The sequence below is a fragment of the Mesomycoplasma flocculare ATCC 27399 genome, assembly GCF_000815065.1.
GTDB lineage: Bacteria > Bacillota_I > Bacilli_A > Mycoplasmatales > Metamycoplasmataceae > Mesomycoplasma > Mesomycoplasma flocculare.
This window is the reverse complement of sequence record NZ_CP007585.1, coordinates 177,255-192,702: the sequence shown is the minus strand read 5'-3', so window position 1 is coordinate 192,702 and position 15,448 is coordinate 177,255. Positions and strand designations below refer to the sequence as shown.

The 15,448-nt window shown below is 28.0% G+C and carries 4 protein-coding genes; 2 read left to right on the top strand and 2 right to left on the bottom strand.

Annotation, left to right across the window (positions count from 1 at the left end):
- Positions 1-282: 282 nt before the first annotated feature.
- Positions 283-4,443 (top strand): hypothetical protein, encoded by a 4,161-nt coding sequence (locus tag MYF_RS00765; RefSeq protein ID WP_002557628.1) that lies wholly within the window; start codon positions 283-285, stop codon positions 4,441-4,443.
- Between the two features lie 673 nt (positions 4,444-5,116).
- Positions 5,117-11,074 carry an SGNH/GDSL hydrolase family protein gene (locus tag MYF_RS00760; RefSeq protein ID WP_002557627.1) on the top strand — a complete coding sequence of 1,986 codons (5,958 nt, stop codon included), beginning with the start codon at positions 5,117-5,119 and terminating at the stop codon, positions 11,072-11,074.
- 118 nt (positions 11,075-11,192) lie between these two features.
- Here the strand turns inward: MYF_RS00760 and tuf are convergent, their stop codons facing one another.
- Together tuf and lon are read right to left on the bottom strand one after the other, a co-directional pair.
- A complete protein-coding gene (tuf, locus tag MYF_RS00755) occupies positions 11,193-12,401 on the bottom strand; it encodes an elongation factor Tu (protein WP_002557626.1) in 1,209 nt (402 codons plus the stop codon).
- A gap of 285 nt (positions 12,402-12,686) precedes the next feature.
- The gene (gene lon / locus MYF_RS00750) at positions 12,687-15,305 is read right to left on the bottom strand and encodes an endopeptidase La (RefSeq protein WP_002557625.1); all 2,619 of its coding nucleotides are present in this window, start codon (positions 15,303-15,305) and stop codon (positions 12,687-12,689) included.
- Positions 15,306-15,448 lie beyond the last annotated feature (143 nt).

Here is a 15,448-nt window from a genome sequence, read left to right as displayed (position 1 = left end):
ATATTGTTTAAACATTAAATTTGCTATTTGCCTTGCAGCTTGATTATACCGAAAAAACCAATATTTTAAGGCTTATTTTTTTTTTTTTTTTTTTTATTATTATAATCTATTTACTTTTTTATGATAAAATTAATTAGCTTTTTTAAAATTCAAATTTTCAAGCTTATTTAATCAATTTTAAATGATCTATTTTTGGTATAAAAACCAAAATAGATCATTTTACATTTTTCAATGAGAAATTAATTTTAATACCAAAAAATTCAAGCAAGTGAAAGTGGAATAATGAAAATAAAAAGAAAAAACATATTGTTAATTAGCGGAATTACCACTATTCTAACAGCCAGTTTTGCAGGAATTATAATTCTTAGCATAAAAAGTTTAGATTATGAAAAATTTTATAACTATCAATATAAATATAATAAAAACGGTGATATTTTAGTAAATTTTATGCTTGATAGCAATTTTGCAAGCAAAATTGCTAGTGCAAAATTTCAAAATAAAAATTCAGTTGCAGAATTTGTTTATTTTGAAGTTGACAAAACCGGAAATTTAGTAATAAATCAACCTTTTAACCTTGATAATTCTTTTAGATTAACTGCAATCGAAATTCAAGGTAAAACAATTTTTAAAACAAGTTATGAAACTGCGCCAATTTTTCAGTCTGTTAGTTGAAATAATCAAACAGAAAAATTGCAATTTAATAAAAATCTTACCGCAAATCAGGATATATTTCTTGTACTGAAAAATGAACAAGGATTTAGAATTGAAAAAACTGTGGCAGTTGATGAATCAGGTGCTAGTTCGAAAATGAACGTAAATACACTAAATTTAGAGCAAAAACTTGCCCTTCGCGAAATTTATTTTTTTGATAAAAAGTCAAAAACTAATCAACCGATTAATTTAAACGATCTTTTTGTTGAATTTGGCGACCAAAAAATAGCTGAAAATCCGCCCATAAATTCAGAACGCAGTAATATTATTGCCCCACAAAATAGTGAAATTCCTGAAAATAGTGAAATTCCTGAGAAAAAAAATGAAAGCCGAAAAGAAGAAATAAGCGAAAATTCAAAGGAAAATGAATTTTCACTAATTAAAAATGTTATCCAAAGCGAAGATGGGGTAGATATTTATTTTAATTTTCTTGACCCAGAATTGGTAAATTCGAATTTGTTTTTAACAATCAATTCAGAAGATGGACAAACTAAATTAACATCAAAATATGGATATTTTGATTTTGATAAGAAATTTTACCATTTTTCCTTTGAAAAAATTTTAGCTAATAATAAATATTTTTTATCAAATATTTATTATTATAATTCAGAAGATAAACTAACAAAGATTAGAATCCAAAATAATATTGACGATTTTTCGTTTATAAAATATTTTGAACCTATTAAATTAAAAGAAATGCAACAGCTAAAAAGTGATTTTATTGACCAAATTTGGGCAAATTTGGAATTAAAAGATGAAAATGAAACTTTAAAACAAGGTGATAAAGTCAAGGTTTTTGCAAGCGAAGGAAATAAAAGCATCGAATCTGTTGGTGAAATTTTAGAAACAGCTGATAAAATTTTTCTCAAATTTCATTTTAACGTTTTACCAAATAAAAATATTCAAATTACAAAATTAGAACCTTACAAAATTAAGAAAAAATTATGGCTTGAGAACAAAAACGCATCCAGTTTTCATAGAGATATAGGAAAAATGGAGATGTTTTCACTTGAGAACAAAATTGAGCTTAAAAATGTTGAACAAACAAATTTAGATTCGCTGAAAATTAATCTAGCTTCTGATAAAATTAATTTGGATCATATTCAAATTAATGTCAATTTTAACGAAAAAGATACTAAAACTAGCAAAACTATTGCAACAGATTATAAAGAATTTAATCAAAAATTAATTTTTGATAATATAAATCTTGAAAATAACAAAAAATATTTGATTGATAAAGTTAATTTTCGCCAGGCGAACAAAGTAATTCCGGTTGATTTTAGTAATCATTTTGTTTTTGATACAGCAATTTTGACACTAACCGAGCTTAAATTTAAAGAATTTTCTGGGAATAAATTGGTAGTTAGTGCAAAAATACTAAATAATAAAGGCAAAAATTTGACTTTAATTTTGAAAAACAATAATGAAAGTTTTCGTTCGATAAAAACCACAGTTAATGGCGAAAATGCTGAGTTTAGTTTTGAGAATATTAATACCAACCGAATTTTCATTTTTGATAGAATTGAAACAGACCAAAAATGAGTTTCTAGCAAAGAATTTAAAATCGGAATTGAACCAAAAGGGATAGAAATTGTTAAAAATACTGGTAAATTTAGTGATTTGACAATAAATTCTGCAAATTTTAGTGTGGAAGCACAAAGTTTTGATAATGTCTTTAGCGAAAACCAAGTAATTGGCGCGATTTTAATTGCCGATCAGAATTCAAAAACGGCAAAATTTCAAGGCCGAATTAAAAAAAGTAACGGAAAATGAGTGCTAAATTTTAATTTTACCGGTCTAAAAAGTGAGACAAAATATAAAATTCAACAATTATTTTTTAATCATAAACCAGAAAAAGCTTGAAAAAATTATAATTTAAATAATCAAGCTGGCGTTTTTTACGATGCAACAATTCAAAATTCTGAAAAATTTGAATTTAGCACCATTAAAAACACAGTAGGACTAACAATTTTTGATGAAACCTCATCACCTTTTAACAAAAACCGCACACTAAAAATTCAACTTACAGATGAGAATAAATTCAAAGAAAAACAAGCAAAACTGGTTTTCCATGAAATCGGTGATTCGCCTAACAGAGAAATTGAATCAGAATTTTTTGGCAGCAACAACAATACAGTGACACTTAACCTTGAAAAAGTAAACACTTTTTATGAATTAGTTGCAATAAAAACTTCAGATAATACAAGAATTACAGTGGAAAAATCGCAAACTAGCAAAATTATTGCAATCGATATTTTCAAAGACGCACTACCCATTTTTCAAGGCGGGGACCCAAATTCGATTGACGGAATAATCCCTTTTATTGACAAATTGGGAAAAATTAAGGAAAATGATAGCGCAAAAATTACTTACAAAAACAGTAAAAATGAGATTTTTAATGTTGCTGCAAATGTTGAAAATTCTAATGATATCAGTCAAAAAAGCAATAAAAATGGGGAAAATTTGCAATATTTACGTGTAAAATTTCAAGATTTAATTGTTAATGAAAACTATCAAATTGAAACTATCGAATTTGGAAATGATACAAAAATAAATTATTATAATAAAGAAAATTCAGAAAAATTCAGTTTTAATAATAAACTTAATCTAATAAATAATTTAAAATTAGATGAGAAAAATAAGGCCCTTAATATGGAAGTTTCTTCAAATTTTGATTTAAGTAAAACTGACTTATTTTTTGATGCCCAACTAAAAAACCAAGAAAAACAGGACCTGTTTATTAAATTATATAAAGCGCAAATTGAAAAAGTAAATCAGGAAAATACAAATCAAAGTTCTACAAAATCCAATTTTCGTTTTAAATTAAGTTTTAATTTTCAAAAACCAGAAATTGAAAAAATTAAAACAGGTAATTACACAGTACAATCATTTTCCTGAAAACAAAATCCAAAAAAGGAAATTTTTGAGCCCAAAAACGAAAATTCAACTATCAAATTAACAAGTTTTGATGATATTCAAAAAGAATTGGATACTAAATGGACTGATTTTGCTAGGCAAAACCGTTGAAAATTTTCTTGAGAAATTACTGAGCAAGAAATTGAAAAAGCACTTAATACAAATTCATTCCTTTTTAGCGAGCTAAAAATTATCGACGATGAAAAACCTTTATCGACTAATTTAGAACCGCGATACCAACTTAATTATTTAGGCAATATTTTTAACGGCTTTTTAAAAAAGGAGCATTTTAATTATGTTAATTATAGTACTATAAAAAATCCAAAAGAAATTTGAGGCTTTGGCGATACAAAATATTCAACTTACTTTTCTTATAAATACCGTCCTGAAAATGTTTTTGGACAAGGAAATACCTACTGATATTTAGATAATAGTTGAAGTGAAAATCCAACAGAATTTAAGATGATTCCGCAAAATGTTCGCCAATATCCCCATGGTTATTATGTTGAAATTTTCCGCTTACGTTTTTTTGATAATAGTAATTATACACCGGTAGGCAAAAATAATTGGTGGCAAGAATATATTAGTATTTCTTATGAAGATAATGAAGGTAAAATGCAGCAACTACCAAAAGAAAATATTAGAAAACCGGATAGAATCGTTGGAATTGACGACCAACTTTCGGTAACAGTTAATATGAAAAAACGCGTGAAAAAAATAGTAATTCGTTTTAATAACAAAATGGGAAATAAATATATTTCAATTGGCCGGATCAATTTTGCTGGGTTTGCGAATAAAAACAAAGATTTTAATTAAATATTATAAAATTTTATCATAAATGTGAATTGGGCTAAAGGCTAATTATATAAAATTTATTAGTTCCTATTTGTTGTTCAATATAAATTGCAATAATAAATATAATTTGATCAACTTTTTGCTACTACTTTTAAAGAAAAAACTTGTTGGATTATACAGAAGGGAATAAATAAAAATGGGAAATTAATCCTTTTTTGTCTTATAGATTTATAATCTTATAGGCAAATTCAGCTATTAACCACAAACCAAAAATCATCAAAAATTAAAAAATACCGTAATTTATAGTATTTTTTAATTTTTTGTTTTTAAAATCTAGCTAATCAAAATATGAATAATTATATAAGTTTTATTTTATTTTTCAAAAATCCTCGCTTTGCCTAGCAAAAATAAATACGCTAATTTCTATTAGCGTTTATTAGCGTTATAATCATAAAAATTAATTTGAAAAAGGCTAATAATCTTGAATTGGTTCGTTTGAAAGGTCTCAAGTTTCAAAAGTAAAAATCACTTCAAATATCAAGCAATAAATTGAATATGTAATAATCTTGTCTTGACTAAGCAAAGCAGCAAGCAAAAAACTAATAATCCAAGCAAAAAAAGGTATAATTGTATCTAACTTGGAGGTGCAACAAATTTTACATACATACAAAAAAGCATAAAACGGTACAATAATATGAGAAAACAATTTACAAAACCTGACTTTTCAAAGGCTTTTAAAATTTTTTTATCCTTTAGCACCTTAACAGCCGCAACAGTCGGAATCACTTTAATTAGCCTTAAAAACCGTGATAAAAATGAATTAATTGATAAAAAAAGCAGCATAAACCATTCTAGCGAAACAAATTATCCTATTTTAAAAGAAATTAATTATTTAGCGCTTGGAGATTCGATTACTGCTGGTTTTAATTGGGATTATAGTTTTGATTTTCGCGGGAATATTAATAAAATGCAAGTTAAAGGTCTTTCTTATGCTGCTTTTTTTGCTGATTTTGTACAAAAAATAAATCCAAATGCAATAAAATCATTTGACAATCTTGCCCTTTCCTGAACAACAATCACAGATTGACTCTATCTTTTAGAACCTGAAAACAGAGAATATCAGAATTTTGATAAAACACATTTGAATTTTAATTACGAACTTGATAAGTTAACAAAATCTCCTTATGGGGAGCAAATCCGTAATGTTTTTGGTAATTTTTCTGCTAAAAATTACCAAAAACTACAAGAAAAAATTAAAAACGCTAATCTTTTAACACTATCTCTTGGTGCAAATGATCTGCTAGAATCAATTGATTTTCGTATAATCACAAAACCTAGTCAAAAAATTGCGACAAAATCTCAAGCGGCCTTTGAGTTTATACAAAACACTAATTTAGCTATTGAAAAAATAAATAAAAACTTAAATATTTTTATTCAGAAAATTAAAAAAATTAACCCTAATTTGCAAATCGTTTTAGTTGGTTATAACATTTTATTTTCGCACACAATGAAATTTTTTGACCATTTATTAGTAAATGAACTTGGGCTTCCTAAAAATTATACAACTTTGGTGTTAAAACAATTAAATGAAACAATTAAACACGTTGCAAGAAAACAAAGAGTTAATTTTGTAGATCTTTATAATGAAAAAAGCTGAAAAGATAAATCAAACAAATTTAGTAAAAATGAATTTGATATTCATCCTTCGACAAAAGGATATAAAAAAATGGCGCAAGATTTGCTCTTTAAGCTTGCATTTAAACAAAATCTTAACTTCAAAAATGAATTTGTCAAAAAACTTAACTGAAATCAGGAATATTTAGAAAAAGATCTTAACGCCTACAGACAAATTTTAAATCTTGGGTCTAATTTAAAAATTTTTAATGCTCTTAGTACCGATAACTCAGTTGATAAATTTATTGCGGAGCAGTCTACAATTGAAAAAATTAGTTCTGATGAAATTACAAAAATCAAGGATTCAAAACTTATAATTCTTTTAAGAACCTGGTATGAAATTGGCTTTGGGACTTTTTTAGAAAAATTTTTGCGTTCTAATACTCAAATTAATGAAAAATTACGAGAAATGTTAAGTGATTTTTTGCTTAAAAATGCAAAAAATAATCAATCATTTTCAACTGTTTTTCATAAAATTTTGCAAAGTGATTTTTTTTCTGAAATTATTACTCGCTTACAAAATTACATAAACAATGTTATAACTAACCAAAATTTTGAAAAAGCAACAATTTCAGGACTTGTAGATTCACTTTTTAACAATTTTAGCGAAAAAAAAATAATTAATCTTCTTAAGGATGTCTTAAATTCTGATTTTACAAGCCAGAATGCCGCGAAAATTAAAGAATTACTTTTTGTATCTGTTTTTGGACAAAGTGCAATTCAGGATTTTTTAATTAATACCATTATTGAAATCGCGCCTGAATATAAAGATGATTTAAAGGTAGTTTTTAGTTTTGAATCAACTAGAAAATTATTCTCATATATAATAAATGATTTTGTCCTTGAATCAAAAAAATATATAAATGTTAATAACTTTTACGATATTTTGAAAATTTTCCTTGCTAATTCTCAAAATTACGAAAATATCCAAAAATTTTCGTGTGATTTTATCTCTGAAAGTTTAAAACATCGTGAATCTGTACGCATTTTAGTAAAAACCCTTAATTCAAATTACAATTTTAATTTATCAGAGGTGGATAAAAATTCTTTAATTAGTCTTTTGTTGTCGGTGTCTGATATGCTTATCCGAACAAAAACATGAAATACTTTAAATAAGCAAGTTGCAAAAAGTTTTTTAGACTCTATAAAAAACCGTAATTTTCGCAATAATGATGATAAGATTTCTAAATTTTTTACCAATCAAATCCAAACATCTTATTCAACTTTTTTTAAAAAACCACAAAATTTACTTAATTTGTTCCATGAACTTTTAACTTTTGAGCTTTCTAACAATCAGATTACTGTACTTAAAAAAGTTATTAACAAATTTTACCAAATAATTACAAGATTTGAACTAACAGATTTTATCGACCAAAACACACCAAATTATAATAATTTTTCGATTTTTTTTAACTCAATTAAAGACTTTTTAAGCGCTAATTCTTTTAAAGTTCTTAACAACATTGTAAGCGAGGCGATAAATGATTTTGTGGTAAACAAGTTTTCATACCAAAAAATCGATAATCTTAACCGTTTTGGTTTTCAGTTTCTTGCAAATAATTTGCCAAAACTTGAAGAAAATATATACGATTATATTGCAAAAACTATTAGCAATAATAAGTTTTTCTCAAATTTATTTGATTTAATTAGCAAATCGCTTCGCTCTGAAGGTTTTAGTCAAAAATCAGTACAAACCTTTTCAGAAATTCTTCAAGTGATTTTTGAAGATTTTAGCAAAAAATACCAACAATTAAAATTAGATAAAAATAACAAAAATGAGAACTTAATTTTTGAATTTGTACAAACAGCCCTTGAAAGTTTTAAAAATTTTACAAACAGCAATTTCCGCGAATATAACGAATTAAAAGATAACTTAGAAAAATTAGAAAAATACGAAAATGAAGATAAAATACAACTTTACAAATCAAAAATTGAAAATCTAGACGCCAATTTAACTCTAGGTAATTTTTCGAACTTTTTTCTAAAAAATTTCTTGAAATCTGATATAATATTTCGACTTTTAAAAAATTTGGCAAAACTCGATCTAAAAAGCAAAGTTGGCATCCAAAATTTAGTTTTATTTTTTAAAGATCTGTTTAGCCAAACATTCTTACAAAAGCAAATTATTACAAAATTAAGAAATAACTCAATTTTTGGTCAAGAAAATGTAAAAAATACACTTTTGGAACTTCTATTCAACTTTTTTACTTCAAACCAAATAGAAGAATTGCTGGAAAAATTTGTAAATTATATTTTTAGCAATGAAGATTTTCTAAAAGCATCGGATTTTACAGGTTTTATTTCCAATTTTATTAATAAAAACAGCGAATTAATTGAAAAAGTATTTAGTCTTTTTCTTAATGAATCAACCACTTGAAACGCGCTTTCAAATTTTTTAAAAAGCATTTTAAAAGCTTCTAAACTTAACATTTCCGAAAATGCAATTCATACAATTCAAGATTTAATTCGTGATATTTTAGCTCAGTGAAAAAAAGCAACACTAACCAATCAAAGCAAAATAAAAAAAATCGAATCTCCTTTAGTAATTCAAGCTTTAATTAGAATAATTTTTGATTATCTTACTGATGATTTACCTTTTGGAAAGTCCATTTTTGAAATATTGCTTGATAGTTTTAGCGTTGATATTGCTAATAATTATTATAAAAATGTAGAAAATGTAGAAAATGTAATTAATGTCGAGAATAAAATTAGTCAAAACCAAATTTCAAACTTATTTTTCGAAATTGCAAAAACAGACGCAATTTCTGAGCAAATTCGTGAGGGTTTGCAAAATATTCCTAAAAATTACCTTGATAGTATTTTGAGAATATTTGATGCATTTTTAAAATCACCTTCACTTCTTGAATTATTTAATTCTTATTTTAAATTAGTAGCTAAAGCCGAAATTAACAAACCATTAAATAATTTCTCGCTAATTAAAACGTTATTTGAAAAACAGTATTTTACAAAAATTATTGGTGAATTTCTAGTAAAATTAGAAAATGTGCCTAATTTAAAGGGGAATTTTGCTACTTTAGTTAGCGAAATTTTTAATGTACAGTTTCAAACAACCGAAATTTCTCCGTTTTTTAAATTACTCAAAGAAATAATTCAAGATAATCTTAATAATTATTATAATGTTGAGCCTAATTTTAAAGATTTTTTACCTGAAAGAAATTCTGACGTCGATCAATTTAAGGATAAATCAGATGCTAAAACGAATTTATTTACTGGTAGCTCATCTGTAAATAGCGAAAATTCTAGTCCCCAAACAGAAAAAAACACTTTAAAAACTGCTATTTATTCAAAAGACAATGCTTTGCTATCAAAATTAGTTACAATTATTAGCAAACTTACTAATCGCGAATTTTCTTTTGAGAATTTTAACATTCTTTTAGAAAAAGAGCTTGGCAGCCAAGAATTTATTATTGAATTTATTAAACAAATTGGCACTGTTTATAATAAAATTCATCAATCTGAGAAGAATTTATTTTGAGATACATTAGTTAAGATTTTCAAATCTGATTTTTTTGCTAAAAAAATTCTAATTTGAAAATTTGACGATTTTAGTCATTTTAAAGTGTTTAAAAAATTAAGTCAGCAAGAAAAAAAAAGAATTAATTTAGCGCTTAAAAATAGTCTAGAAAAATTTTTACCAAATAATGCAAATAAGATTTTAATTTTTCGAATCCTTGATTTTATTAACAAAAACACTGAAAAATTTAAAAATGTTAAAGATTTTCCTACTCTTTTATCAATTTTTTTAAAAGAAGAGCAGAGCAAATCTTCCAATTCTAAACCCGAAGTAAAAAACAATGAAACTCAAGATAATTCCACTTTTCTCAAATCATATTTATGGTATTTAGTAGATTTTCTGTTAAGAAATGGAGAATTTAGTAATCTTATGGTTGATGAAATTAGCTCATATTTGAGTTTAAATTTAGAAGATAGTGCTAATTTCGATCTAAAATCATTTAAAATTAAAGAGCCTAGACAAATAATAAAAAAATTCTTGAAGGAATTTGTTGGGATGGGGCTTAAAAATAAATTAATTGATGAAACTTTAAATCAAGTAATTTTGAGTATTAAATCTTATAATTCCAATGCAAATGAAAGTTTTTTTGACTCGTTTTTCGCTAAGTTTGATTTATCTAAAATGATAAATTTAGATTTGGTTATAAATTTAGAGGAAAAAATACTATCAAAACCGACACAAATTAGCAAGCATGAAACTGAGGTAACTGAGGTAAAAATTGATGATAGTAAATTGACAATAATTTCACCAGAAAATCAAAAAATTTCTGTTGAATCTTTTGTTGATTTTTTTGACCTTATTTTTCTTGCCTCGCCAAAATGAGATAAAAAAAAAGAAGCAGAACAATCGCCGATTTTAAAAGAACTAAACCATATTAAATATACTGGAATTTCTTTTTCTGATCTTTTCAACTCAGGGCAAAAGGATTTGCAACTTGAGGCTATTTCGAAATTATTTTACAAAATTTATTCCGACGATATTAATAAACACAATTTCAAAGATACAGCAAAAGGCCGAGTTTTATACCGTTTTTTATTAATTTTGCTTTTTTATGCCTATGAATCACGGGTGAAAAATAGCTGGTTGCGCTCTAGCGCATTTTATGGAGGTTTGTTTAGCTCTTCTACTGCTTCAGAAGTTATTCTAAAACATTTAAAAAATGCAAAAAATGGGAATCATAACGGAGCAAAAACGGATAATTATACTAAATTTATCGATGAATTAAAAGGAGAACCTGTCAAGGAAAAAGGCTGGTTTTCAAACACTTGATATACTAATAAAGACGTAAAATTAAATGATATGTTAACAATGATTTATTATAATGAAGAACAAAACAGATTCAAAAATCAAACTGGGCAGGAAAAATTACGTGACCAAATTCTTGAGCAAATCAGACAAGGAACTTATCCCACTAATTTCCAGGATCCTAATCCTAAAAAATAATTTAGAAAAGCAAACTACTTTATAGATTTTTTTGAAAAAAAAAAAAAAAAAATCTCAGCAAAAACTGAAGATTTTTTGATTTTTTGTTTTAGAAATTAAATTTAAACTAATAAAAAAATTATTTAATAATTTCAGTAACCGTTCCAGCACCAACAGTTCTTCCGCCTTCACGAATTGAGAATTTGGTTCCTTGTTCAACGGCAATTGGAGCTATAAGTTCAACTGTAAGATCGACATTATCCCCTGGGATTACCATTTCACGCCCTGGTTCGAATTCAATTCCGCCAGTTACGTCAGTAGTACGGAAATAAAATTGTGGTTTGTAGTTTTTGAAAAAAGGTGTATGTCTTCCGCCTTCTTCTTTTTTGAGCGCATAAATTGCTGCCTTGAATTTAGTGTGAGGGATGATTGTTTTTGGCTTTGCAATTACTTGCCCGCGTTCAATATCTTTTCGATCGACTCCACGAAGAAGCACTCCCGCATTATCTCCTGCCATTGCGCTTTGGAGGTTTTTGTTAAACATCTCTATTCCGGTTATAACAGTTTTTTTCGGTTCTTGGCGATAACCAACAATTTCAACTTCTTCATTTAGTTTAACTTGACCTCTTTCAACTTTTCCTGTTGCAACTGTACCCCGCCCTGTGATTGTAAAAACATCTTCGACAGCCATTAAAAAAGGTTTGTCCATTTCACGTACAGGCGAGTCAATATAAGAATCAACAGCATCCATTAGTTCTAAAACTTTAGCTTCTCATTCAGGTTTCCCTTCTAAAGCACCACGAGCAGAACCACGGATAATTGGCGTATTATCACCGTCAAAATCGTATGAAGAAAGCAATTCTCTGATTTCAACTTCAACAAGATCAACCATTTCGTCCTCACCTTCGAGTAAGTCAATTTTGTTAAGGAAAACAACCATTTTTGGCACTCCTACCTGTTTTGAAAGTAGGATATGCTCGCGAGTTTGTGGCATTGGCCCATCAGTTGCGGCAACTACTAAAATTGCTCCATCCATTTGTGCAGCCCCGGTAATCATATTTTTGATATAATCGGCATGACCTGGGCAATCAACGTGAGCATAATGACGTTTGTCGGTGCTATATTCAATATGGGCGGTATTAATTGTAATTCCTCGCGCTTTTTCTTCAGGAGCTGCATCAATTGAGGCATAATCCTTGGCTTCTGCAAGCCCTTTTTTTGCCAAAACGGTTGAAATTGCCGCAGTTAACGTTGTTTTTCCATGATCAACATGACCAATTGTCCCTATATTAATATGCTCTTTTGAACGATCGAAATCTTTTTTTCCTGTCGTTTTAACAACTGCCATATTTTTTCCTTTCGCTTATAATTTCTATTGCTATATTGTATATTTTAATAAAACTTTACTAAAAAACCACCGCTGAATAGCCTTCCAACTATTTCCTATCCTTTTTTTGCAAGTTTTAATCGAAAAATTAAACATTTTCAAAAAATAATTCTTAAAATAATTTTCAATATAATTATACCAAAAATTTGAAAAATTAATTTAAGAATTTATTAATAACGAAAAATTAATTTGCTAATTTTACTTAAAAACTACGTTTAAACTGATTTTATTTTTAAAAATAAAAAACTATTTAAAAATAAAATCATAAATTTGTTGATAAGTCTCAACCGGAATAAAATTAATCGCTTTTTTGACTTCCTCGGGGATATCAACCAAATTTTTCTCGTTTGCTTTTGGAATAAAAATTTTTTTTATTCCGCTTTTATAAGCACCAAGTGATTTTTCTTTAAGACCGCCAATTGCTAGAATTTTTCCTCGTAAAGTGATTTCCCCTGTCATTGCAATATCATGCGAGACTGGTTTTTGTGACAAAGCAGAAATAATTGCGGTTGTAAAAGTTATTCCTGCCGAAGGTCCATCTTTTGGAATTGCCCCTTCTGGAACATGGATGTGAATTAAATTGTTTTCAAAATCAAATGCAATGTTAAAATCTTTTGCTTTTGACTGAACATAAGAAAGTGCAATTCTTGCTGATTCTTGCATCACATCTTTTAATGAGCCTGTTAGTTTAATATCCCCACGCCCGGGGATTGTGCTAACTTCGATTTGGAGTGTTGACCCCCCAAGAGGTGAGTATCCTAGACCATTCACAGTTCCAATTTGTGGGCTAGAATCAACAGAATCAGGATCAAATTTTTCAATTCCTAAAAGTTCGCGCACGAATTTTGTATCAATTCTAAAATCATCATTTAGTGTTTTTTCGAGCAGTTTCACAATTATTTTGCGCGCGATTTTATCCAATACCCGTTTTAGTCCGCGAACTCCAGCTTCGCGAGTATAATAACGGATTAAAAAGTCTATTGTAGCATCATCAATTGGAAAATACTGACTTTCAAGGGCATTTTCTTTTAAAACCGCCGGAATTAAGTGCGATTTGGCTATTTGTAATTTTTCTAAAAATGTATAAGAAGATAACTCGATTGTTTCAACCCGATCAAGTAAAGGCTCAGGAATATCATGAATTTCGTTTGCGGTCGCAACAAATAATACTTGTGATAAATCATATTCAAGTTCAAGGTAATGATCCTGAAAAAAACGGTTTTGTTCAGGATCAAGCACTTCAAGCATCGCCGCTGCAGGATCGCCTTTAAAATCAGAACCCATTTTATCGATTTCATCTAGTAAAATTAGCGGGTTTGAAACTCCGGCTTTTTTAAGTGCTTGAATAATTTTTCCTGGAAGTGCGCCTACGTAAGTGCGGCGATGACCGCGAATCTCTGCTTCATCGCGAATACCGCCGAGCGAAATTTTTACAAATTCTTTACCAATTGCTTCAGCAATTGCCATTGCAATTGAAGTTTTTCCGGTTCCTGGTGGGCCTACTAAAGTAAGAATTGGAATTGAATTTTTTTTGTTTTTTAACTCTTTTACACTTAAAAATAAGTTAGAATCAACATAATCGCTACCAACTTTTTCAAGATGAGACTCCTTTTCAAATTGGGAACGGCGATGAATTAAGGCGGCTAGATATTCGATAATTCGCTTTTTAATCTCGTCAAGGCCATAATGGGCTTCTTCAAGTTTTTCGCGCACATTTTTAATATCAAGAACATCTTTTCTTACACGTCTTCATGGCAAAGCAACTAATAAATCAAGGTAATTTTTGGTAATATTTGACTCAGGAGAAGTTGCCATCATCGACTTTAATTTGTTAGCTTCACGCTTGATTGTTTTTGCAACTTCCTTAGGAAAAATTATTTTACCAACATCAGAATGCAAAAGTTCTTCAATTTCGTCTTCATAACGTGAGTCTTCGCCAAGTTTTTTACGAATTGCCCTAATTTTTTCTTTAAGGATAAACTCAGTTTGTTGACGGTCTAAATTTGATTTTAAAATGATGTTAATCTCATCTTCGAGGCGAATTTGTTCGGCAAAAGCATGAACGTGTTCATAGAGTCTTTTTATTTTTGCAGCATAAGAATTATACGAAAAAAGTTGGTATTTTTGCGCATAATTTAAACTAACAGAGCAAGATAAAGTATTTGTTACTCCTTTTATATAATCGTTTATGCCATTTTCTGAGCTAGGATCAAATTTATCAACGATTAAAAGTAATTCAGTAGGAATTTTAAAATTTTTTGTTTTTCGAGCAAGATCAAGCAAATCATTAACTAAAGCCAGATGAATTTCGCGATTTTTTACAATTTCTCTTGTTGCCCTAATAACAATTTGGTCAACTTTTGTATTTTGTGGATCGTTAACTAATTCAACTAACTGAACTTTTTCACTGACAGTAAAATCTAATATTACCGTTTGCCAATCACTTTTATCTGCGCGGGTTTTTGCCCGATAGCTTTGGATTTTAACTAAAGATCCATATTTTGAAAGCTCATCAAGGTCATAAACTTTTGGTAAAAAATTATTCTCGATTACACCAGGTTTTTTGTCTTGGTTTTTAGCTGTCTTTTGTGCTTCAAGTTTGCTTTTTTCTGAATCATTATTTTCATCTTCTTCAGTGTCTTCGCTATTGATGGTATAAACATTAGTTTCGTGTTTGTTTTCTTTTGCTTTACGATAAACAATTAAAAGCTCTTTGTTAGTTAGTGTTGTTCGTGAACTTGTATGGTAAATTTCTCGAAGAATCCTAATCGATTCTGGGTCGCTAAAACTAATTGTTTGTTGCGGGGTATTTTGAAAATAAACATCTTCAGATGCAACTAAAAAGCGGTAAGAATGAACTGCCATTTATAAAATCTCCAATTTTGTGATTTAATTTTATGTCCTTGGTGATAAAAGTTACTAAGTCGAAACCATTATACCATAATAAGTATAAAAAACTAACTAAGAATAACCAAAAAAGAAATTTTTTAAGAATTTTAACTAAATTT